This window comes from Pontivivens nitratireducens (genome assembly GCF_014235845.1).
GTDB lineage: Bacteria > Pseudomonadota > Alphaproteobacteria > Rhodobacterales > Rhodobacteraceae > Pontivivens > Pontivivens nitratireducens.
In genome coordinates this window covers 205,844-227,486 of the sequence record NZ_JACJUQ010000003.1, presented here as the reverse complement: position 1 = coordinate 227,486, position 21,643 = coordinate 205,844, and the positions used below count along the sequence as shown (strand labels likewise).

The window sequence follows — 21,643 nt, the reverse complement described above, 5'->3', positions numbered from 1 at the left end:
TTTGGCAGCATTTTCTGTCGAGGCCCGGGATGAAGAATACGATCGCACTGCGTTTTATCGCAAGTTTCATCCTGACCGGACTGGGACTGATGGGCATCATCCTGTTCGTGTGGAGCAGCATGAACGAGGTCCGCTCTCAGGTCATCCGCTCCTCCGACAGGAGCGATTCGCTGATGCATCTGCACGATGCGCAAAGCGCGTTCGCCAACGCGGATCGGGCCTCCACCCTCGATCTGCGCCGCGAAAACCTCGATCTGCGCAGCTATGCGAACGAACAGTTCGCCCATGTCGTCGAACATCTGGGAATGATGTCGGAAATAGTGTCGATCGAAACCGACGTCACGGACCAGCTAAGCGCTCTTCGCACGGAGGTGGTGGCCTTCAACGCCCTCTATGATGACGCCGTGGCGGTGCAGGGTGAGATTGACGCCATCGGCCTTGAGCTGCAAGCGGCGTTCTCCACCCTCGACCCGTTGCTGTCGCGCATCAACGCCTCGGATCAGGTCGTGATCGGTGATGGTCGATTCGATATGCTGGCGGAGGTCAGCGCGGCCCACGACGCTCTCTGGAAGCTGATGCAGAACCCGCGCTTCCCCCACGACACCGCCCTGATGCGAACCATGGCCGACGAATTGTCCGCGATGCTGGCCCCCATGCCCCGTCTGCGCGCGTTGGCGGCGGAGGATTTGCGCAATCGGATCGACCCCTTTGTCACCGTTCTGGAGGCCATGCAGGATGCACTCGGTCGGCTGAGCGCACTGGACGAAAACGCCCGCGCCTTGGAGGAGCAGCGGATCAACTCCTCATCGCCGGCGATCTACCGGGATTTCAGCGGAATCGTCGAGGAGCTCAACACGATTCGCGCCTGGGCCGACGCTCAGGCGGTCAACACGGCGATGACCACCCGCAACACCGTGGTCCTGATCGCAATCATCAGTTTCGTGGTTCTTATGTTGATGACCCTGTTCAACATCATCTCGCTGTTGCGACCTCTCAACCAGTTTCTGCGGGCCGTCCGCAATATCGCGCAGAACAAGGCCGCAGGTCAGATGCCCGGCGGTCGCAATGACGAATTCGGGCAGATGGCGACAGCCGTAACGCTCATCGACCAACGCGGGGTCGCCGCACGCCGCATACGTGAGGCGCTCGATCGCTCCGACATGATGCTCTTGGTCGCGCATTCCGTCAGCGACGTGCTGTATGTCAGCAAACAGCTGGAGGATCTGGCCCGCGCGCACGACACGGACACGCAATACGACAATCCGCTCGCCTGGTTGGTGTCACTAGACAACGATTTGGCCCGCAAGGTGGCCAATGGGGTGGAGGCGACCGTCGCGGTGCATATCGCGGATCGCCATTATGACGCCGTCATCCGTCCCATAGCGGAACACAACACACGGGCCGGTTTTGTCATACAGCTTGTCGATCAGACAGCGGCGCGCACGTTGCAGCACGATATCGGCCACCTTGTTGGCCGTGTCATCGCAGGGGATTTCACCACCCGTATCGCGGACAATGCCGATGGCGGCGAACTGAACGAGATCGGCCAGGACGTGAACCGCATGTGCGAAAGCTTCGAGCGCGGCTTCGCCAGCGTCGCCACCACCATCGCAGCCGTGGCGCATGGCGATCTCACACACCGGATGGATGGCCAGCATGACGGCATATTCCACCTCTTACAAAGGGATGTGAACCGTTCCATCGCGACGCTGGGTGAGGTGGTGGGAGACATTACACTGACCGGCGAAGCCCTCGCCATCCATAGTGGAGAGGTCGCGGAGGAGGCCGATCAACTGTCCCGACAGACGGAGATGCAGGCCTCCGCTCTGCGCCAATGCTCTGCCACGGTGCGCGAAATGGCCCGCGCGATCGCCATGACCTCCGAACGCGGCCGTGAATTGCGCGCGCTGTCCACCACGACCGCGTCCGGCGCGGTCGAAGCCGCCGATATCGCTGAGGCGGCCCGCGCCTCCATGACCGGGATCGAGAGCGCGGCCTCCCGAATGCGCGACATCGTGGCCGTCATCAACGCCATATCGTTCCAAACCAAACTTCTCGCCCTGAACGCCGCGGTCGAGGCGGCCCGCGCCGGCCATGCCGGCAGCGGATTCGCGGTCGTCGCCTCCGAGGTCAGGCATCTGGCCGACCGCGCCGCGCGATCCGCCCAGGACATTTCCGCGCTTATTTCCAGCAGCATCGAGCATGTGGAAAATGGGGCCATACAGGTCAGCGAAACCGGGGAAAAGCTCGCGACCATCGCGCAGTCCGTCAACGACATGAACCGTGCAATCATCGCGATTTCCACCATGTCCACGGAGCAGAGCCGCTCGGTCGAGGAGGTCACGGTCGCGATCAGCGCCATGGACGATTCCACCCAGCATCAAACCGCCCTGGCCGAAGGCGGCGCCAAGCGCGCGCGCAGCTTGCAGGACAGTGCCCAGCGGTTGCGCAAACTGATCGCGCAGTTTCAATTGACCCCGGTTGAGGTCGAGACGCCGCCGATTGCCGCGACGGTCACGCCTCGGTCGTGATGAAGCCGCCCGATTGCCGATGCCAGAATGCCGCGTAGGTGCCCCCCGGCAGGTCGAGCAATTCGGCATGATGGCCCGATTCCACGATCCTGCCGTTTTCCATCACGACAATCCGATCCATATGCGCCAGCGTCGAAAGCCTGTGCGCCACAGCGACAACCGTGCGCCCCTGCATCAGGTCTTCGAGAGCGGACTGCACCGCCGCCTCCGTCTCCGAATCGAGGGCCGACGTCGCCTCATCCAGCATCAGCACCGGCGCATCCTTGAGGAACGCGCGGGCGATGGCGATCCGCTGCCGCTGCCCGCCGGACAACCGAACACCGCGCTCGCCCAGATGCGCCTGATATCCCGTGCGCCCGGCCGGGTCGGACAGACCGACGATGAAATCATGGGCCTGCGCACGCCGCGCGGCCCGCTCGACCGCCGCGGGATCGGCATTCGCGATTCCGTAGGAGATGTTGTCGAAGGCGGAGCGGTTGAACATCGCGGTATCTTGCCGAACCATCGCGATCGCCCCGCGCAAGCCGTCCTGCGTCAGGTCACGGATATCCTTTCCATCCAGGGTAATCCGCCCGCCTTCCACATCGTAGAGCCGCAGCAGCAGCGACAGCGCGGTGGATTTCCCCGCCCCCGAACGTCCCACCAAGCCGACCTTCTGCCCGGCGGCGATATGCAGGTTTAGCCCGTCGAGGCCACCGCCGTCCGGCCTGCCATAGCCGAAGCTGACATCGTGAAACGCGATCTCACCCGCCACCGGGCCGGGGGGAATGGCACCGCCGCGATCCGGCAGGTCATGCGCGGGTGCGAGGGTATTCATGCCGTTCTCGATCTCACCTATATTGGCGAAAATCCCCATCGCGACGAAGCTGATCCAGCCCGACATCTGCCCCAGACGGGTGGAGAGCAGGCCCGCGATGGCGATGTCGCCGGGCGTCGCTTCCCCGCTTTGCCAGAACCAGACGGAGCATCCGATCAGGGCGACCGGCAGCAGGCCACCCATCAGGCTCAGCCCCCCGCGGAACGCGACCGAAATCGCGCCGAAATCCATTGATTTGTCGCGTAGGGTTCCCATCGCCCTCTCAGCGGCGCGCTCCTCGCTCGCGCCTGTGGCAAACAGCCTGACGGTCGCCATGTTGGACAGCACGTCGACCAACTGCCCCGACAGCGCCGCCCGCGCCCCGGCCCGCGCGCGGGAACGCTGGCGTACCTTGGGCAGAAAGTAGCGGACATACAGGACGTAGATCACGAACCATCCCGCCAGGACCAGTCCCAGTCGGGGCGAGACCTGGATCAGCACCAACAGCGATCCCATCAGAACGGAGAACGCAAACGCCAGCGAGTTCACGATCTCCGACAGGATCGAGCCGATGGCCGATACGGTCTGCATCTGCTTTTGCGCGATCCGTCCCGCGAAATCGTTCTCGAAAAAGCGCAGGGATTGCCCCATCGTGTGACGGTTCAGCCGCGCCATAGCCAGCGTCGTGGCGTTTGGCCCAACGGACAGCGAATTCAGCGCCGAGGTCAGCGTAACCAGCATCGGACGCAGCAGCACGAAAAACGCCCCCGCGCCCAGCAACAGCCCGGCATTGCGGGCGAAGAATGCCTCGCCTCCCTGTGCCACCGCCAGATCGACGATATGCCCGACCAGCCACGCGGCCACCGCCTCGCTGATGCCCAGCGCCAGCCCGAACAGCGCGGTGATCGCCACCACGCGCCCCGATCCGGCCAATGCCCAGCGCAGGAACGCGCCCAGAGTTTGCGGCGGCGGCCCGTCCGCCGGTGCGAAGGGAGCGATCAGGTTGGCAAAGAACGCCTTCATTTCGACGCCGCGTTCAAGAATCCGCCCGATTGGCGCGACCAGAATCCGGCATACAACCCGCCTTGCGCGATCAGCGCGTCGTGGGTTCCCTCCTCGACGATCCGACCTGCATCCAGCACGACGATGCGATCCATCGCGGCGATGGTGGACAGGCGGTGTGCGATAGCAATGACGGTCTTGCCCTCCATCAACCCGTACAGGGCGTCCTGAATGACGGCCTCGACCTCACTGTCCAGGGCCGAGGTCGCCTCGTCCAGAATCAGGATCGGCGCGTCCTTCAGCACGACACGGGCCAGTGCGATCCGCTGTCTTTGCCCACCGGACAGTTTGACGCCCCGCTCCCCGACATGCGCATCATAGCCGGTGCGCCCGTTCATATCCCCCAGATCGAGGATGAATTCATGCGCCTCCACCCGCTTGGCCGCGGCGATGATCTCGGCCTCGGTCGCGTCGGCGGAGCCATAGCGGATGTTTTCGCGGACCGACCGGTGCAACAGCGAGGTATCCTGCGTCACCATCCCCACCGATTGGCGCAGACTGTCCTGTGTGACATCCGCCAACGATTGCCCGTCCAGCGTGATGCGGCCGGATTCCGCGTCATGAAACCGCAACAGCAGGTTGACCAGCGTGGACTTGCCCGCGCCGGATCGCCCGACCAGACCCACCCGTTCCCCCGGACGGATCGTCAGGTTCACGCGGTCCAGCCCCCCGGCTTCGCGTCCGTAATGGTGACTGACGTCGTGAAACGCGATCTCGCCGCCTTTCAGGTGCAGCGGGCGGGCATCCGGCGCGTCGGTCAGGTCGATGGGCTGGGCGATCGTTTCCATCCCCTCACGCACAACGCCGAGATTCTGAAAGAACGAGGACAGCGCCCACATGATCCAGCCCGTCATGGAATTCAGCCGCAAAACCAGAGCGGAGGCGGCGGCCACGGTCCCGACCGTTCCGATCCCCTGTTGCCACAGCGCGATAGACCATCCGATGACCGCGACAATCAGAAGGCCGTTGATCAGCAATAACCCCAGCTCCATCGCTGTTATCAGCCGCATCTGCACCTGAAACTTGTCCCGCGCATGTTCGATGGCTTCACCGGCAAAGGCTTCTTCCTCACGCGTGTGGGCGAACAGCTTGACGGTCTGGATGTTGGTGTAACTGTCCACGATCCGGCCTGTAATGGCGGATCGGGCGTCGGAAAAATCCTTGGATGCGCGTCCGATGCGCGGAATGATAACGATGCACAGCACGATATAGGCCAGCCCCCACGCGGCCAGTGGCAGCATAAGCCGCGGGTCGGTGCCGCCCAGCAGCAGCAGCGCCCCGATCAGATAGATCACCGCATAGACCAGCGCGTCGAAGATCTGGAACACCGCCTCGCCCGTGGCGGGGGCCGTCTGCATCACCCGGTTGGCGATCCGTCCGGCGAAATCGCTTTGGAACCAAGCGACCGATTGTCGCAGAACATGCCTGTGTGAGCGCCAGCGCACCAGCGTGGCGATATTGGGCAGCAGCGCCTGGTTCAACAGCATCGCGTTGAGCATCTGCGCAATGGGCCGCAGCAGCAGAATGAACGCCGCGATCAGACCCAGTTCGACCCCGTGATCGCTGAGAAAGGCCGTCGGACCGCTGATCTCCAGCAGGTCAACCACCCGGCCTGTATAGAAAATCAACCCAATCTCGACCACGGTAACGGCGAATGTGGTCAGCAGGGTCCACATCAGAACGCTGCGGAAGGGTCGCATGTAATCCGCAAGGAAGGGCCACAAACGTGTCGGTGGCACGTCGTCGTCGGGATAGGGCTGGTAGGGGTCCACCAGCTTCTCAAAGAAGCGAAACATGGAATAATTCCTCGGCGGGACGGCACGGGACGCGCGACCCGCAGACCCCGTTAACCTATGCCCTGTGACGCGGAGGACAACCGCGTTGCGCCCCTTCCCTTGAACCTTGCCGCACAAAGGATGAAAATCCGCCCGAAACGACCAGGTGAGACATCCGAAAATGGACATGACAGACGAAAAACGCCGCGCGGCGGACTGGTTCCGCAGCTTGCGCGACCGGATTTGCGATGCATTCGAGGGGTTGGAGGACGCTCAGACCTCGGGCCCGTTCGCTGACCTGGCCCCCGGGCGGTTCGAACGCAAGCCGACGAAACGCCATTCCGATGATGGTTCGGATGCCGGCGGCGGTGAGATGCGCGTCATGCGCGGCGGCCGTTGTTTCGAAAAGGTCGGCGTCAACATCTCTGAGGTCTACGGCACCCTGGCCCCCCCGGCACAGCGGGCCATGGCCGCGCGCAAGGATATGCCCGGCATGGCCGAGGATCCCAGATTCTGGGCCTCCGGCATCAGCCTGGTCGCGCATATGCGCAGCCCCAAGGTGCCCGCCGTGCACATGAACACCCGCATGTTCTGGACCCCGCATGGCTGGTGGTTCGGGGGCGGATCGGATCTGAACCCCATGGTCGAGGTGCCGCAGGATACCGCGTTCTTCCACGCGCAGCAGCAGGCCGCCTGCGACCCGCACGGCGCCGATCTGTACCCGCGTTACAAGGCATGGGCCGATGAGTATTTCATGATCCGCCACTGGAACGAGGCGCGCGGCGTCGGCGGGATCTTCTACGACGATCATTGCTCGGGCGATTGGAACGCCGATTTCGCCTTTACGCAGGATGTCGGACGGGCCTTTCTGAAGGCCTTCGTGCCGATTGTGGAAAAGCGGATGTTCGAGGAGTGGACCCAGGCCGACCGCGATCACCAGCTGTTCCGGCGCGGCCGCTACGCGGAGTTCAATCTGGTCTATGACCGGGGCACGACCTTCGGCTTGCAGACCGGCCACAACCCCGAGGCCGTCTTGATGAGCCTGCCGCCGCTGGCCGCATGGCCATGAGGATCGCGATCCTCGGCTGGGGGTCCCTGATCTGGGATATCGAGATCCTCGCCCCCCATGTTACAGGCGCATGGCACATGAGCGGCGGGCCAGACCTGCCGATGGAATTTTCGCGCGTTTCGGCCAAGCGCAAGATGGGGCTGGCGGTCTGCCTGGACCCGCAGGACGGTGCCCTGTGCCCCACCCACGCCATCCGCTCCACCCGCACGCAGGTGGCGCAGGCCGCGACCGACCTTGCCGCACGCGAACGCGCACCGCTGGACCGGATCGGCTGGGCCACGGCGACAGACGCCTTCGGTCGCCTGCCACAGGTCAATGACCGGGTGATGGAATGGTGCGCGACCGGCGATTACGATGCCGCCATCTGGACCGATCTGGAGCCGAATTTCCACGAGTCACCGCGCGACCCCTTCACCGTGGCGGGTGCGATCGCCTATCTCAAAACCTTGCAGGGCGACCAGATCGAGGAGGCGCACCGCTATATTCAGGAGGCCCCGGCCACCACGATGACCCCCTTGCGCCGCGCCCTGGCGGCGGACCCTTGGTGGACCTCGCTCAAAGCAGGACCAGCACAGCGGACAGGGCCATAGCCCCCGACATCACGGTCATGAAGGCCCGCCACAGCGCCTCATCCGCCAGCAGACGCCCCAGCAGGTGCCCGGCGCTGGTCCAGAACAGACACACGGCGAGGTTGATGGCTGAGAACGCCAATGCCAGCGCTAGCCCCGCCCCCACCGGCCCCTGATCCGCGACGAAGGACGATGCCGCCAGCGCAACGGCCCAGACCTTGGGGTTGACCCACTGGAACAGCACCGCCTGCACGAAGGTAAAGGGCCTCTGCGCACTCTGTGCCCTCGGCGCGCGGGTGGCACGGTACAGGCTGTAGGCCAGATACAGGATCCACATCATCGCCACGCCCTTCAGCACGACGGTCAGCATGGGAACGGCCATGATCGCGGCCCCCAGCCCCAGCCCGGTCAGCCCGGCCGTGATCCCCACGCCGATGGCCACGCCGAGGATATGCGGAACCGTCGCGCGAAACCCGAACCGCGCCCCCGATGCCGTCAGCAGGATCACGTTCGGCCCAGGTGAGAACAGACCGACGAAAACGAAAAAGGCCAGCGAGGCCGGAATCAAGCGCCCGGCCTCAGATCCGCAAAGATCAGCCCCACCACGGTCAACACGATCAGCCCCGCCATTACCGCGTTGAACGCCAGCATCCGCCCGCGTGTGGACAGGAACCGTTGCAGCGCCGCGCCGAAGCCCGCCCAGCCATTGGCGGATGTCAGCCCCACCAACAGATAGATGCCCGCGACCAGCGCCGCCTCGCGCACCGGATCCACTCCGGTCACGAATTGCGAGATCATCGAGACGGCCATCACCCACGCCTTGGGGTTGATCCATTGAAAGGCGCTGGCCTGCAGGAACGTCCACGGCTTCGCCGCGCCCTGATCGGTTCCGGGCGGTTTCGCGTTCAGGGTCTTCCACGCGATCCGCAGCAGCAGCGCCGCGCCGATCCAGCGCAGGATCTCACCGATCAGGGGCTGCGCCTCGAACACCTGCCCCAGTCCCAGCGCCATGACGAAGCACATCACCGGAAAGCCGACCGCCACCCCCATCGCGTGGGGCAGCGTGGCGCGAAACCCGAACCGCGCCCCGGATGAGGCGAGCATCGCGTTGTTCGGCCCCGGCGTCCAGACGGTGCCGGCGGCCAGTGCCACGATGGCGATGATGGTCTCGATGGTCACGGGCAGGCTCCGGTCGTTGCGGACCAGACCTTCGCGGGCCGCGCGGGGCGCGTCAACGTTCAGTTTGTATCGTTACGGCAGGTCCGGCGGCGGGCGCATCGCGTCCAGCAGGGCGGCGCGGTCGGGGGTGAAATCGCGCCTGATCCAGTGGTCCTCCAGCCGGCGCAACTCCGCCCCCAGCGCGCTGCCGGGGCGGTAGGGGGGCATCAGGTCGGCCGCCGCCAGCGGAAATCGCGCGCTCCCGCCCCGGTCGCAATCCCGGCGCAGGTCGGCAGCGGGCATCGCATCGGCCCACGCCGCCTCGACCAACGCCGCGTCCAGCGCGAGGTCCGCACCGGCGCGATAGGCCCGTTCGGCGGTGGTCGCAGGGGTGCCCAGCATCTGCTGCGCCTGCGTCAGGGCCTTGCGATCCGCGTTGGACAGACGCCAGCCCGAACTGTCGCCCCCCAGCGCCAACAGGCGGCGGCGCCAGCGCGGGGCGGCGTCCAGCGCGGCCTCCGCCCTTTGCAACGGCGGCAAGTGCTGCGGCTGCGCGCCGGGCAGAACGCTCTGCAATATGCCGACGGCCTCCATCTCCGCCACGGCGCGGGCCGGGGCGGGGGCCTGCAACAGCTTGCACATCTCGCCGGTCACACGCTCCACCGACAAGCGGGAGATCCCATCGCGCGAAGCGGCACACGCGGCCAGCCCCTCCGCATCCGCCGGGCCGGAGGCATAGATCGCGGTAAAGCGAAAGAAGCGCAGAATGCGCAGGTAATCCTCCGCGATGCGGGCGGTTGCGTCACCGATGAAGCGGACCCTGCCTGCCAGCGCATCGGGCAAGCCGCCCAGCGGGTCGATCACTTGCCCGTCCGCACCGGCATAAAGCGCGTTCATCGTGAAGTCGCGCCGCGCCGCGTCCTGCGCAATATCGTGTGAAAACGCGACGGTGGCATGGCGGCCCGTGGTGCGCACATCGCGGCGGAATGTCGTCACCTCATGCGCGACACCCTGCGCCACGATGGTCACCGTGCCGTGGTCCAGACCTGTGGGGATCGCCTTCAGCCCTGCGGCCTTCGCCTGCGCCATCACGGTTTCGGGCAAGGCCGGTGTGGCGATATCCAGATCTCCGATCGGGCGGCCCTGCACCGCGTTGCGCACCGATCCGCCGACGAACAGCGCCGGACCCGCCGCGCCGCCCGCCACGCGCAGAACCAGTTGCGAGCGTGGCGCGGTTATCCAGTCAGATGTCAGTCGCATTTACCATGTCCGACAGGGCCTTCAGGATCCGGGCGGTCGCGCCCCAGATATAGTACGGCCCGTAGGGCATCGCGTAATAGCTGCGCCCATGCCCGCGCCACTGCCGCGTATGCACCTGGCAGCGCGCGGGATCGACCAGATGCGCCAGCGGCACCTCGAACACTTCCTCGACCTCTCCGGGGTCGGATCGCGGCGTGAAATCCGGTGCGACCAGCCCGATATAGGGATGCATCCGAAACCCGGTCACCGTCTCATGCTGGGGCAGTTCACCGAACAGCTCGACCTGCGAGGGGGCGAGGCCGATTTCCTCGGATGCCTCACGCAGGGCAGCGGCCAGCGGGCCATCGTCACCGGCATCGACCTTGCCACCGGGAAAGGCGACCTGCCCCGGATGGTGCCGCAGTTGAGAGGACCGCCGCGTCAGGATCACCCGCACCCGTCCCCCGCGCACCACCAACGGGCAGAGCACGGCCGCCGGACGCAGGGTCCGCCCCTCGGGCAGGGCTGCGCGGAACTGCGCGTTCAGATCGAAGTCAGAGGAATCCGCCGGAATCCCCCGTGCCAGCGCCCTGCGCACCTGTTCCAGTTCGCGATTTGCCTGATCTGCTTGCTCCATGCGCCTGTGATGGCCTAGCTTGGGCACCGACACAAGAGGAGCGCCACCTTGCGCATCTATCTGGCGATCCTGCTGTTGCTGGCAGCACCCGCGATGGCTCAGCACAAGAACCCCGTCCACGCCCTCGCCTTTCAGGCGCTCAAGGACATTCAGCGGCGCAGCGTTGAGGAAAGCCGGGAATATTGCGGTTATATCGCCTATGATACCGATGGTGTGCTGCGCGCCACCCGCGCCGCGCCCGGAACCCATGCAAGCTGCCTGATCAAGAACGCGCCCGATGGCTGGACGGTGGTCGCCTCCTATCACAGCCACGGTGCCTGGACGCAGGAATACGATGCCGAGGTCCCCTCCCCCATCGACGTGTATTCCGACATGGATTCGCAGACAGACGGCTATGTCGGCACGCCGGGCGGGCGGATCTGGGTGTTCGACTGGCGTCGCCGCGTGGCGCAGCAGCTTTGCGGGCTGGGGTGCCTGTATCAAGACCCGGCCTTTACCGCGCGCGGCAGCAGGTCCGTGCCGGAACGCTATACGCTGGACCAGTTGCTGAACCGGTTCGGAGAGTAATCGCGCGCGCGGTGCCAGGCATCGCGCCCGCCTTTGGCCTGACCCATGCCTAGCCGGCGGGGCGACCCGGCCAGCTGGGCTTGGCCGCCTGCGCTGCGGCCTCGGCGGCCTCGGGATCGGCTTCGAAACCCAGAACCTGCGCGGGCAATTCGTAATGCGCCCCGCAGAACTGGCAATCGGCCGTGACGGTGCCGTTATCGGTGGTCATGTGGCCGACATCCTTGCTGGAATACATCGACATGGTCTGCACCACCTTCGCCGCCGAACAGGTGCAGCCGAACTTGACCGATTGCGCGTCAAAGACACGCGGCGTCTCCTCATGGAACAGGCGCACCAGCAACTGATCCGGCGTCACATGCGGCCCGACCAGTTCAATCAACTCGGTCGTCTCCAGCAGCATCGTGACGCGGTTCCAGTCTTCCTCCGCGTCGCGCCCGATCAGATCGTTCGCATCCAGCAGACCGCCCTCGCCCGAGCCTTCCTCGCCCGTGACGTGACTGCCTGCGGGCGGCATGTGCTGAACCATGATACCACCGCCGCGCCACGTCTCACCCTCGGCCTCGACCTGTTGGGCCGCACCCAGTACGAAGCGGGTCGGCAACTGCTCGGACTGTGCGAAATACGTCTCCGCACAGGCGGCGAGGGATCCGCCCGCCAGTGGCGTGATGCCCTGATAGGGCTGCATCCCCTCACCCTGATCTATGATGACCGCGAACATGCCCTTGCCGATCTGCGGAAATCCGGGACCGTCTTGCAGACGCTCCTCATCATAGCTGGCATAGGCGCGAACCTGTCCCGGCTCCCCCGCCTTGGCCGGGGCGAAGTAATCCGTGGCGATCAGGCGCAGCGGCCCGTCGCCGCGAATCTGCAACGACAACCGCCAGCGCAGCTTCATCGTCTGCCCGATCATCGCGGTCAGCAGGACGGCCTGCGCCACCTGCTCGGACACGTTGGCGGGATAGTCATGCTGCCCCAGAATATTTTCGAGCGAGTGGTCCAACCGCGCGATCCGGCCGCGCATGTCGGATGCATCGAGCTGAAACGGCAGGATGGAATCATCCCAGGCGATGGTTGCGGCGGTGCTCATTCTCTCACTCCGGGCTTTTCACATGAGGATGCGACATAGTACTCAGACCGGGGCAATGTAACCCCTGTGAGGCGGGAGCAGAATATGCGCAGGTTCGGCGAAGCGATAAAGAGCGGTCAGGCCTATGCCGATCGCCCCGGTGCCTATGCCATCATCGCGGATGGCGCGTGGCTGCTGCTGGCGCGCACCACCGTCAGGGATCAGACGCTTCTGCTGCCTGGCGGCGGCATCGACAAGGGGGAGCATCCTCTGGCCGGTCTGCACCGCGAGGTGATCGAGGAAACCGGCTGGCGCGTCGCACGGCCCCGGAGGCTGGGCGCGTATCAACGCTATGTCTTCATGCCGGAATATGGCTGGTGGGCGCACAAGATCTGCGCGGTCTACCTGTGCCACCCGGTCCGCCAACTGGCCCCGCCGACGGAACCCGATCACTTCCCCGTCTGGATGCGCGCGACGGATGCCGCCGAGCGTCTCAGCGTCGGGGCGGAACGGCACTTCGTAAGGCGCCAGTTCCGTATCTGAGGCTCAGGATTTCAGCCTGTAGCCCGTCGCGAAGAACCGCCAGCAGATCGCCGCGATTACCGCACAGACCCCGACGCAGACCAATACGCCCAACCATGGGGAGCTGTCCGACTGCCCCAGCACGCCGTAGCGGAACCCGTCGATCACATAGAACACCGGATTTGCGTGGCTGATGATCGACATCGCGGGCGGCAACGTTTCCAGCGAATAGAACGTGCCCGACAGAAAGCTGAGCGGCGTCACGATGAAGTTGGTGATCGCCGCCATCTGATCGAACTTCTCGGCATAGATGCCTGCCAGAATGCCCACCAGGCTCATCATCGTGGCGCCCAGCAGCACGAAAACCAGCGTCCAGATCGGGTTGGCGGGCCAGACCGCCGCGAACGGAAAGACGACCAGCGCCACCGCGACCGCCACCAGCGCCCCGCGCGCGACACCCCCCGCGACATAGCCCAGCATGATCTCGGACGCGGACAGCGGCGGCATCAGCGTATCGACGATATTGCCCTGCACCTTGGATATCACGATTGAGGAGGAGGTGTTGGCAAACGCGTTCTGGATCACCGTCATCATCACGATGCCCGGCGCCAGGAACTGCGCGAAGGGCATTCCCATCACGTCGCCGCGCCGGTCGCCCAGCGCCAGCACGAAGATCAGCATGAACAACAGTGCCGTCGCCATCGGCGCGGCCAGAGTTTGCGTCCAGACGCTGGTGAACCGGCGAATCTCACGCAGGGCCAGCGTCTGCGTTCCCAGCGTATTCCAGCGGCCAAAACGGCGTTCGCCCATCGGGCGGTTGTCGATCGCGGTCATGAAGTCCTCTCAGGGCATCCCGGCCCCTTGTATCCGGGGGGCCTGACGCCATACTATGCAGTCAGTGAATTGATATGAAGATATCACCAGCGGTCATATGGGCCGCGTTTTTGTTTTTGACAGACCCAAGGAAGGCGTGAGCGATGTCCTGGACCGATGAGCGTGTGGAAATCCTCAAGCAGATGTGGGCCGAAGGCAAGTCCGCCTCGGTGATCGCAAAGGAATTGGGCGGTGTCACGCGCAACGCCGTGATCGGCAAGGTGCATCGCCTCGGCCTGTCGAATCGGACCGCGGCACCTGCCGCCGCCGCCAAGACCACGCCCGAGCCTGAGGCCGTGAAGCCGCCCCCCCCGCGGGAGCCGGAGGCGAAAAAGCCCGAACCTGCCCCGCAGGCCGCCGCCCCCAAGCCGGTGGAAAAGCCCGCGAACCTGCCGATTCCGCCGCGCAAGCCGATCATCACCGCCGGTCAGCCCCTGCCGCCGCAACCCTCCGCCAATGAGATCAGCGCCGAAGCTCTGGCGAATCTGGCCGAGGTGGAGAAGCGCGCCCGCAAGCTGACCCTGATGCAGTTGACCGAGCGGACTTGCAAATGGCCCATCGGTGATCCCGCGACGGAGGAATTCTGGTTCTGCGGCCTGCCCTGCCAACCCGGCAAGCCCTATTGCGAGGCGCATACCGCCGTCGCGTTCCAGCCGATGTCCTCGCGCCGCGACCGCCGCTCGGCAAGCCGCTGATGCGGCCGCCGGTCCCTGTCCTGCGCAGCTTCGATACGAGGCGGGCGCGGGACTTCTGGATCGGCTACCTGGGGTTTGAGATTGCGTGGGAGCACCGCTTCGCCCCTGACCTACCGCTCTATATGGAACTGCGCCGCGGCGATTGCGTGGTGCATTTGAGCGAGCATCACGGCGACGGATCGCCTGGCGCCCGTTTGCGGATCGAGGTCGCGGATATCGACGCGTTCCATGCGGCACTCGATCCGGCCTATCGCTATGCACGCCCCGAAATCGAGGAGACGCCATGGGGCGCGCGGGAAGTCCGGGTCACGGATCCCTCGGGCAATGTGCTGCTGTTCTGGGCACCGGCATGACGCCGCGCAAGCTGATGGTTTCGCGTGCGAAACCTACCATTTTAATCAATAACTTAACCTATCGTTAAGCCTCAGCTTGCCCGCGCATGTGCCACTGCCGAATATGTCTCATCCAGCGCATATCCGGCGGAACGCACCGTGCGCACCGGATCCTGTTCGCCGCGCCGGTTCAGCGCCTTGCGCAGACGCCCGACATGTACGTCCACCGTGCGAATCTCGACATAGACGTCGTGGCCCCAGACCCGGTCCAGCAACTGCTCACGGCTGAACACCCGGCCCGGACGTTGCATCAGCACGTCGAGCAGGCGAAATTCCGTCGGGCCCAGATGCACGTCCCGCTTGCCCCGACGCACGCGACACGTCTCCCGGTCCAGCACGATATCGGCGAAGGTGGCGACATCGCCCGCCACCCCCGGACGGGAGCGGCGCAGAACCGCGCGCATCCGCGCCACAAGTTCCGTCATCGAAAACGGCTTGGTCAGATAGTCGTCGGCACCGGTTTCCAGGCCGCGCACCCTGTCCTCTTCCTCACCGCGTGCGGTCAGCATGATGATGGGAATATCCTTGGTCTGCGTGCGCGCGCGCACCTGACGGCAAATTTCCACGCCAGATACGTTGGGCAGCATCCAGTCGAGCAGGATGATATCGGGCGCGTCCTCCTCGACCATGTATAGCGCGTCCTCGCCATCCATCGCGAGGCAGACGTCAAAGCCCTCCTTGCTGAGGTTGTAGCTCAACAATTCGCTGAGCGCCTGTTCATCCTCGACCACCAAAACCTTGGCCATGTCGCCTCTCCCCTCAGTACCCTTCGAGCCCCAGCGGCTCCCCCTTGGGGCGGTCATCGCCCAGCGGCGTTCCCTCGACGATGTAATAGATCGTCTCCGCCAGATGGGTGGAGTGGTCGCCGATCCGTTCCAGATTCTTGGCCACGAACAGCAATTGCGAGCCCAGGCCGATGGTCCGGGGATCCTCCATCATGTAGGTGACGACCTCGCGGAAGATGGAGTTGTACATCTCGTCCACCTCCACATCCCGTTTCCAGACGGAGACGGCCAGCGCGGTATCCCTGGAGGTGAAGGCGTCCAGCACCTCGGTCAACTGGCCCAGCGTCTGGTTGCCCATGCGCACGATGGAGGAGGACAGCCTGACCGGGCGCGCATTGGCCAGATAGACGGCGCGGCGTGCGATGTTCTTGCTCAGATCGCCCACACGCTCCAACGTCGAGGCCATCTTCAGCGCGGAGATCAGCAGCCGCAAATCGCCGGCCATCGGTTGGCGCAGGGCGATCACGCGGGTGGCCAGGTTTTCGACCTCCATCTCGATCGCGTCCAGCCGCTTGTCGCGGGCGATGACCTCCTGCGCCATCTGGGCATCGCGGTTCTTCACCGCCTCCAGCGCGCCCGAGAGCATCTCCTCCGCGATGCCGCCCATTTCCGAAATGCGCGCCTGCACGGCGATCAGATCGTCGTCGAAAGAAGATACGATATGCGGACCCATGACGCGCCCTCCTGCAATGAGATCAGCCGAAACGGCCAGTAATGTAATCCTGCGTGCGCTTGTCCACCGGATTGGTGAAAATCTGGTTGGTGTCGCCATGTTCCGCGATAACGCCCAGGTGGAAGAACGCCGTTTTCTGGCTGACCCGCGCGGCCTGCTGCATTGAGTGCGTGACGATGACCACCGCGAAATCCTGGCGAAGCTCGTCTATCAGCTCCTCGATCTGCGCAGTGGCGATGGGGTCGAGCGCGGAGCACGGCTCATCCATCAGCAGGACCTCCGGCGCGGTGGCGATGGCGCGGGCGATGCACAGGCGCTGCTGCTGACCGCCGGACAGACCGGTTCCCGGCTGATCCAGACGGTCCTTGACCTCGTTCCAGATGGCGGCGCGGCGCAGCGATTTCTCAACCACCTCATCCAGTTCCGCCTTGTTGTTGACCAGCCCGTGAATGCGCGGGCCGTAGGCGATGTTGTCGAAGATGGATTTGGGGAACGGATTCGGTTTCTGGAACACCATCCCGACGCGGGCGCGCAGGGTCACGGGATCGACGGAACTGTGGTAGATATCGTCTCCGTCCAGCAGGATCTGCCCCGTTACGCGGCAACTGTCGATCGTATCGTTCATCCGGTTCAGGCACCGCAGGAACGTGGACTTGCCACAGCCCGATGGGCCGATGAAGGCCGTGACCGTATTGTTGAGGATGTCGATGTCCACGTCCTTGATCGCGTGCGTCGCGCCATAAAACACGTCCACCCCGCGTGAGGCGATCTTGGTTTCACGATCCTGAAGGTCTTGTTCGGTCATGCGCATATTCGTCATATCTGGGTTTCCTTCGGCCATGGCGTCCTACCAACGCCGCTCGAAACGTTTGCGGAGGAACACAGCGAATGCGTTCATGAGTACTAGGAAAGCGAGCAGCACACAAATCGCCGCGGCGGTACGCGCCTCGAATGCGCGCTCGGGGAAGTCGGACCAGCGAAAGACCTGAACCGGCAGAACCGTCGCCGGATCGGTGACGGAGCCGGGCACGTCCACGATAAACGCCACCATCCCGATCAGGATCAGGGGGGCGGTCTCACCCAAGGCCTGTGCCATGCCGATGATCGTTCCGGTCAGGATACCCGGCATCGCCAACGGCAGAACGTGGTGAAAGGCGGTCTGCAAGTTCGACGCGCCCAGCCCCAGCGCCGCATCGCGGATCGACGGCGGCACGGCCCGGATCGCCGCCCGACTGGCGATGATGATCGTCGGCAGGGTCATCAGGGCCAGCACGATGCCGCCCGCGATTGGCGCGGATCGCGGCACGCCGAAGAAGCCCAGGAACACCGCCAGACCCAGCAGACCGAACACGATGGAGGGTACGGCCGCCAGATTGTTGATGTTGACCTCGACGAAATCGGTGAAGCGGTTGCGGGGGGCAAACTCCTCCAGATAGATCGCGGCCAGGGTTCCGATGGGAAAGGCCAGCAGGAAGGTGACCAGCATCGTCCAGAACGAGCCGACGGCCGCCCCCCAGATGCCCGCACGTTCCGCATCCCGGCTGTCGCTGGCGGTGAAGAAGCGCCAGTTGAACACCTGTTCCACGGCACCCTGGCTGCGCAATTCCTCGATCCAGACGATTTGATCGTCCGAAAACTTGCGCGCGCTTTCAGGCACCGGCTGCACCAGCATTTCATAATCGGGATTGTTCAGGTCGCGGCTGTCCAGCGGCGCGATGATCGTCGCCTCGGCCACGTCCGGGCCGACCATCGTCGCCTTGAGCCAGCCGCCGTTCAGTTTGAACAGCAGGCTTTCGTTATCCTCGGTCAGTTCCTCGAACCCGTCGGATGCCATCGCGCGGTCGCGCAGATCGTCGGCCTCCTCCTGAAGCGCGTCGCGCGCGGCCTCGCGGCGGGCGGCCTCCTCGATGGCGGCGGTGCGTTCCTCGGTGGTTTCGGCGATATCGGCGCGGCGCAGGAATTCGATGCGACCAAGCTCCTGCCGGGCGGCCTCACGCCCGCGCCGCTCGGCCAGGGCCAGCAGATCGTTCTGCACGTCCGCGAAGACATCCGCGAAGACGGGCTGTGTCGCCTCGATCAGCACGGTATCCTCACCCGTTGCGGTGAACCGCAGCGGTGAGGACAGATCGGGCGTTTGCAGCGTGCCGTAATCCCCCTTGATATAAAGGTCCGCCACGTCCGAGGCCAGCATCCGCACATCCACGGTCTGTCCGATCAGGGCGGGATTTTCGACCACCATGTCGCGCAGGTCGAACCCGGCGGCGTTCGAGTAAAGGTCCCCCAGTTCACGGCGTGGTGTGCGGCCGGAGACATAGTCGAACCTGTCACGGAATGCGTCGCGCACGAAGTTTTCGTAATCGCCGCGCCGAATGCTCTGCGGATCGGCGGGATCGACGCCCAGCTCCTCCGCCGACAGGGTCAACGGCAAGGTGATGTAGCTCTCGCTGAGGGCGTAGCGGGCATTGCCCACCACCGACCACATCAGCGTGACCAGCGCCAGACCGGCGATGATGATCGCGCCGATGCCGTACATCTTGAGCCGGGTCTCGGCGGCGCGCCGTTTGCGCAGGCGACGCTTGGACGCGTCGGATCCGTGCAGGGCGCTCAGTTCGTTCATGGCGACCATGATGCGGTCTCCCTCAATCGTACATTTCGCGGTAGCGGCGCACGATGCGCAAGGCCACCACGTTCAGCAGCAGCGTCACGCAAAACAGCGTGAAGCCCAGCGCGAAGACAGGACCGGAGGCCGTCTCCAGATCGGTATCGCCGGTATAAAGCATGACGATCTGCACGGTGACGGTGGTCACGGCCTCCAACGGGTTCCACGTCAGATTGGCCCCCTGACCGGCGGCCATCACCACGATCATCGTCTCCCCCACCGCGCGGGACACGCCCAGCAGAACGGCGGACACGATCCCGGGCAGCGCGGCGGGCAGCACCACCTGGCGGATCGTCTCTGCCTTGGTGGCGCCCAGCCCGTAGGAACCGTCGCGCAGGCTTTGCGGTACGGAATTGATCACGTCATCCGACAGGGAAGAAATGAACGGGATAATCATGATCCCCATCACCGTACCCGCCGCCAGCGCCGAGGAACTGTCCACGCTCAACCCCAGGAAATTCCCGGCGTCGCGGATCGCGGGGGCCACCGTGATCGCGGCGAAGAAGCCGTAGACCACCGTCGGCACCCCTGCGAGGATTTCGAGCATCGGCTTGGCCCAGGCGCGAGTCGCCTTGCTGGCGAAATCCGACAGGTAGACGGCGGCGAACAGGCCGACCGGCACCGCGACCAGCATCGCGATGATGGTAATCATGAACGTGCCCGCGAACAGCGGCACGGCGCCGACCTTGTCGGGATCCAGCTTGCCCGCGCTGACGCCGGACAGCGGCGACCAGGTGGTGCCGAACAGGAACTTGTGCACCTGCCAGTCGATCTTTCCGAAGAAATTTATCGTCTCGAAAATCAGGCTCAGCACGATGCCGATCGTCGTCAGGATCGCGATGATCGCGCAGATCATCAGGATCGCGCGGATAATGTTCTCGGACCGGTTGCGCGCGCGCCAGTCCGCGTCGATCCGGCCAAATGTCAGGGCGGCGGCGGCAGCGGCGGCGGCCAGGGACAAAATCGCCGTCACGACGACGCGCCATGTGTCCATCACGCGGATCGTCTCGGCCAGCGCGGTTCGCACCTCACCCGTGGCGGAGGCGATCCCGCCTCTGGCCAGTTGGTGCGCATCCGAAAGGATCAGCTGCTTTTCGATCTGTGCCAGACCGGGACGGGCGTCCTCGATGATCGAGAAATAGATACGTTCGTTCAGCAGCGCCCATGCCTCGCCCACGATCAGCAGGGTGGCGATGCCGGCGATCAGCACCCACAGCAGCGAATACGTGCCGTGATAGCTGGGCCGTGAATGCAGCCGGGCCAGATTGCCCCCCGCGACAGAGACGGCGCGCGACCGCGACATGCCGTATCCCGCGACAGCCAGAAACAAAATCGCCACAAAACTCGCTGTCAGCACCATGCCGTCTTCTCCATTCCTGCCGGGCCCACCGCCCGTTCCCGAAAAGCGGGGCCGGAAAGTGGGGCCAGAAAGTGGGGACAGGGACGCGCGCGCCCCTGTCCGTCATCTTACTTCAATCGCATACGCGACATGAAATCAGAAGTCTTGTGTCGTCAGCACAGTGCGGTTCGCGACATTGCTCTGCGTCGTTTCCAGCTCATCCTCGGGCAGCGGGATCAGGCCCAGATCGAGCAGGGAACCGTCTTCGCCGATCATGTCCTCGGACACGAACAGCTCGGCATATTCCGCGATGCCCGGAACGACGCCGATATGCGCGTCCTTGATGTAGAAATACATCGAGCGTGCGACCGGATAATCCGCGTCAGCGATGGCGTCGAAGGTCGGCTCGACCCCGTTGATCAGCGATCCCTGGATCACGTCGCTGTTCTGGTCGAGGAACGAAAAGCCGAACACGCCGACAGCCTGCGGGTTCGCTTCGAGGCGCGAGACGATCAGGTTGTCGTTCTCACCCGCGTCGACATAGACGCCATCCTCGCGGATATGGGCGGAGTTTTCGCAGTTCGCGCCGGAAATCGTCTCGCATCCGGCTTCCATCACCAGCTCCTCGAACGCATCACGCGTACCGGAGGACGGCGGCGGTCCCAGAACCTCGATCTCGACTGCGGGCAGCGAGGGGTCGATCTCATTCCACATCGTGGGCAGGGGGCCGTCGGCGGCCAGCGCCTGCCAGATCTGCCCGGTGGTCAGGTTGTAGACGGGGGCCTCGCTGGAATTGGCCAACACGATGCCGTCATAGCCGATCTTCACTTCGATCACGTCGGTCACGCCGTTCTCGAAACATGTTTCCAGCTCGGATGCCTTGATCCGGCGCGAGGCGTTGGTCATGTCCGGGTTCTCGACACCGACACCGGCGCAGAACAGGCGGATGCCGCCGCCCGAGCCGGTCGATTCCACGATCGGGGTCTGGAAGTCGGTGACGTTTCCGAAACGCTCGGCCACAGCGGTGGAGAAGGGGAACACCGTGGAGGAACCGACGATCTGAATTTGATCGCGCGACTGGGCGTTCGCGGTGACGGCGGCGACCATGCCGACAGTCGTGAGCGCGAGGATGCTTGATTTTTTCACAGTGAGAAACTCCGCTATTCGGGTCTGGGACCCATTCGTTATGCGACAATGCTGCCACTCGAAACCCTCGGCGACAACCGAAGTCGGGGT

The 21,643-nt window shown here is 64.6% G+C and carries 21 protein-coding genes; 7 read left to right on the top strand and 14 right to left on the bottom strand.

The features are described 5' to 3' along the window. The first annotated feature begins 29 nt into the window (after positions 1–29). Positions 30–2,531, top strand: a complete 2,502-nt coding sequence (locus tag H1S03_RS05570) for a methyl-accepting chemotaxis protein (protein ID WP_185803525.1) — start codon at positions 30–32, stop codon at positions 2,529–2,531. Here H1S03_RS05570 and H1S03_RS05565 read toward each other — a convergent pair. Together H1S03_RS05565 and H1S03_RS05560 are read right to left on the bottom strand one after the other, a co-directional pair. After that, entirely contained in the window at positions 2,515–4,350 is a 1,836-nt protein-coding gene (locus H1S03_RS05565) for an ABC transporter ATP-binding protein (protein ID WP_185803524.1), read from the bottom strand. The genes H1S03_RS05570 and H1S03_RS05565 overlap by 17 nt on opposite strands. Then, positions 4,347–6,185 carry an ABC transporter ATP-binding protein gene (locus tag H1S03_RS05560; RefSeq protein ID WP_185803523.1) on the bottom strand — a complete coding sequence of 613 codons (1,839 nt, stop codon included), beginning with the start codon at positions 6,183–6,185 and terminating at the stop codon, positions 4,347–4,349. Before H1S03_RS05560 ends, H1S03_RS05565 begins: the two co-directional genes overlap by 4 nt. 166 nt (positions 6,186–6,351) lie before the next feature. On the opposite strand from H1S03_RS05560, the gene hemF reads away from it, so the two are divergent. Both hemF and H1S03_RS05550 read left to right on the top strand, forming a co-directional pair. Beyond that, on the top strand, positions 6,352–7,233 hold the full coding sequence (gene hemF / locus H1S03_RS05555) for an oxygen-dependent coproporphyrinogen oxidase (protein WP_185803522.1): 882 nt from the start codon (positions 6,352–6,354) through the stop codon (positions 7,231–7,233). Next, positions 7,224–7,823, top strand: coding sequence for a hypothetical protein (locus H1S03_RS05550; protein WP_185803521.1), 600 nt, complete (start codon positions 7,224–7,226; stop codon positions 7,821–7,823). Before hemF ends, H1S03_RS05550 begins: the two co-directional genes overlap by 10 nt. Here the strand turns inward: H1S03_RS05550 and H1S03_RS05545 are convergent. The 4 genes from H1S03_RS05545 to H1S03_RS05530 form a co-directional block, all read right to left on the bottom strand. Beyond that, a complete protein-coding gene (locus H1S03_RS05545) occupies positions 7,789–8,370 on the bottom strand; it encodes a LysE family translocator (RefSeq protein WP_185803520.1) in 582 nt (193 codons plus the stop codon). The genes H1S03_RS05550 and H1S03_RS05545 overlap by 35 nt on opposite strands. Further along, entirely contained in the window at positions 8,367–8,981 is a 615-nt protein-coding gene (locus H1S03_RS05540; RefSeq protein WP_185803519.1) for a LysE family transporter, read from the bottom strand. Before H1S03_RS05540 ends, H1S03_RS05545 begins: the two co-directional genes overlap by 4 nt. Before the next feature lie 72 nt (positions 8,982–9,053). Beyond that, a complete protein-coding gene (locus H1S03_RS05535; RefSeq protein ID WP_185803518.1) occupies positions 9,054–10,220 on the bottom strand; it encodes a CCA tRNA nucleotidyltransferase in 1,167 nt (388 codons plus the stop codon). Continuing rightward, a complete protein-coding gene (locus H1S03_RS05530) occupies positions 10,204–10,836 on the bottom strand; it encodes a CoA pyrophosphatase (RefSeq protein ID WP_185803517.1) in 633 nt (210 codons plus the stop codon). Before H1S03_RS05530 ends, H1S03_RS05535 begins: the two co-directional genes overlap by 17 nt. 48 nt (positions 10,837–10,884) lie before the next feature. On the opposite strand from H1S03_RS05530, the gene H1S03_RS05525 reads away from it, so the two are divergent. After that, positions 10,885–11,403 carry a DUF4329 domain-containing protein gene (locus tag H1S03_RS05525; protein WP_185803516.1) on the top strand — a complete coding sequence of 173 codons (519 nt, stop codon included), beginning with the start codon at positions 10,885–10,887 and terminating at the stop codon, positions 11,401–11,403. A 49-nt stretch (positions 11,404–11,452) separates the two neighbouring features. On the opposite strand, the gene hslO is transcribed toward H1S03_RS05525, so the two are convergent. Next, positions 11,453–12,490: an Hsp33 family molecular chaperone HslO gene (hslO, locus tag H1S03_RS05520; protein ID WP_185803515.1), complete on the bottom strand. Its 1,038-nt coding sequence runs from the start codon at positions 12,488–12,490 to the stop codon at positions 11,453–11,455. Between the two features lie 84 nt (positions 12,491–12,574). Between hslO and H1S03_RS05515 the strand changes: the two genes are divergently transcribed. Continuing rightward, positions 12,575–13,012: an NUDIX domain-containing protein gene (locus tag H1S03_RS05515; protein ID WP_166188974.1), complete on the top strand. Its 438-nt coding sequence runs from the start codon at positions 12,575–12,577 to the stop codon at positions 13,010–13,012. A 3-nt stretch (positions 13,013–13,015) separates the two neighbouring features. Here the strand turns inward: H1S03_RS05515 and H1S03_RS05510 are convergent, their stop codons facing one another. After that, on the bottom strand, positions 13,016–13,825 hold the full coding sequence (locus H1S03_RS05510) for an ABC transporter permease (protein WP_249777813.1): 810 nt from the start codon (positions 13,823–13,825) through the stop codon (positions 13,016–13,018). A gap of 143 nt (positions 13,826–13,968) precedes the next feature. Between H1S03_RS05510 and H1S03_RS05505 the strand changes: the two genes are divergently transcribed. Continuing rightward, entirely contained in the window at positions 13,969–14,559 is a 591-nt protein-coding gene (locus tag H1S03_RS05505; RefSeq protein ID WP_185803514.1) for a GcrA family cell cycle regulator, read from the top strand. After that, on the top strand, positions 14,559–14,912 hold the full coding sequence (locus H1S03_RS05500; protein WP_185803513.1) for a glyoxalase superfamily protein: 354 nt from the start codon (positions 14,559–14,561) through the stop codon (positions 14,910–14,912). Before H1S03_RS05505 ends, H1S03_RS05500 begins: the two co-directional genes overlap by 1 nt. A 71-nt stretch (positions 14,913–14,983) precedes the next feature. On the opposite strand, the gene phoB is transcribed toward H1S03_RS05500, so the two are convergent. The 6 genes from phoB to H1S03_RS05470 form a co-directional block, all read right to left on the bottom strand. After that, positions 14,984–15,697, bottom strand: a complete 714-nt coding sequence (gene phoB / locus H1S03_RS05495; protein WP_166188970.1) for a phosphate regulon transcriptional regulator PhoB — start codon at positions 15,695–15,697, stop codon at positions 14,984–14,986. Between the two features lie 13 nt (positions 15,698–15,710). Further along, a complete protein-coding gene (phoU, locus tag H1S03_RS05490; RefSeq protein ID WP_185803512.1) occupies positions 15,711–16,409 on the bottom strand; it encodes a phosphate signaling complex protein PhoU in 699 nt (232 codons plus the stop codon). Between the two features lie 22 nt (positions 16,410–16,431). Further along, entirely contained in the window at positions 16,432–17,229 is a 798-nt protein-coding gene (pstB, locus tag H1S03_RS05485) for a phosphate ABC transporter ATP-binding protein PstB (protein ID WP_166188965.1), read from the bottom strand. 27 nt (positions 17,230–17,256) lie between these two features. Then, positions 17,257–19,035 (bottom strand): phosphate ABC transporter permease PstA, encoded by a 1,779-nt coding sequence (pstA, locus tag H1S03_RS05480; protein ID WP_221892600.1) that lies wholly within the window; start codon positions 19,033–19,035, stop codon positions 17,257–17,259. Between the two features lie 13 nt (positions 19,036–19,048). Beyond that, a complete protein-coding gene (gene pstC / locus H1S03_RS05475; RefSeq protein ID WP_185803510.1) occupies positions 19,049–20,428 on the bottom strand; it encodes a phosphate ABC transporter permease subunit PstC in 1,380 nt (459 codons plus the stop codon). A 135-nt stretch (positions 20,429–20,563) separates the two neighbouring features. Beyond that, entirely contained in the window at positions 20,564–21,553 is a 990-nt protein-coding gene (locus H1S03_RS05470) for a substrate-binding domain-containing protein (protein WP_347339208.1), read from the bottom strand. Between the last annotated feature and the right edge of the window lie 90 nt (positions 21,554–21,643).

Coding starts and splice junctions, on each gene's coding strand:
- H1S03_RS05500 (WP_185803513.1), top strand. CDS start 14,559: ATGCGGCCGCCGGTCCCTGTCCTGCGCAGCTTCGATACGAGGCGGGCG.
- H1S03_RS05535 (WP_185803518.1), bottom strand. CDS start 10,220: ATGCGACTGACATCTGACTGGATAACCGCGCCACGCTCGCAACTGGTT.
- H1S03_RS05570 (WP_185803525.1), top strand. CDS start 30: ATGAAGAATACGATCGCACTGCGTTTTATCGCAAGTTTCATCCTGACC.
- pstB (WP_166188965.1), bottom strand. CDS start 17,229: ATGACGAATATGCGCATGACCGAACAAGACCTTCAGGATCGTGAAACC.
- pstA (WP_221892600.1), bottom strand. CDS start 19,035: ATGGTCGCCATGAACGAACTGAGCGCCCTGCACGGATCCGACGCGTCC.
- H1S03_RS05510 (WP_249777813.1), bottom strand. CDS start 13,825: ATGACCGCGATCGACAACCGCCCGATGGGCGAACGCCGTTTTGGCCGC.
- phoU (WP_185803512.1), bottom strand. CDS start 16,409: ATGGGTCCGCATATCGTATCTTCTTTCGACGACGATCTGATCGCCGTG.
- pstC (WP_185803510.1), bottom strand. CDS start 20,428: ATGGTGCTGACAGCGAGTTTTGTGGCGATTTTGTTTCTGGCTGTCGCG.
- hslO (WP_185803515.1), bottom strand. CDS start 12,490: ATGAGCACCGCCGCAACCATCGCCTGGGATGATTCCATCCTGCCGTTT.
- H1S03_RS05515 (WP_166188974.1), top strand. CDS start 12,575: ATGCGCAGGTTCGGCGAAGCGATAAAGAGCGGTCAGGCCTATGCCGAT.
- phoB (WP_166188970.1), bottom strand. CDS start 15,697: ATGGCCAAGGTTTTGGTGGTCGAGGATGAACAGGCGCTCAGCGAATTG.
- H1S03_RS05505 (WP_185803514.1), top strand. CDS start 13,969: ATGTCCTGGACCGATGAGCGTGTGGAAATCCTCAAGCAGATGTGGGCC.
- H1S03_RS05565 (WP_185803524.1), bottom strand. CDS start 4,350: ATGAAGGCGTTCTTTGCCAACCTGATCGCTCCCTTCGCACCGGCGGAC.
- H1S03_RS05530 (WP_185803517.1), bottom strand. CDS start 10,836: ATGGAGCAAGCAGATCAGGCAAATCGCGAACTGGAACAGGTGCGCAGG.
- H1S03_RS05550 (WP_185803521.1), top strand. CDS start 7,224: ATGGCCATGAGGATCGCGATCCTCGGCTGGGGGTCCCTGATCTGGGAT.
- H1S03_RS05560 (WP_185803523.1), bottom strand. CDS start 6,185: ATGTTTCGCTTCTTTGAGAAGCTGGTGGACCCCTACCAGCCCTATCCC.
- hemF (WP_185803522.1), top strand. CDS start 6,352: ATGACAGACGAAAAACGCCGCGCGGCGGACTGGTTCCGCAGCTTGCGC.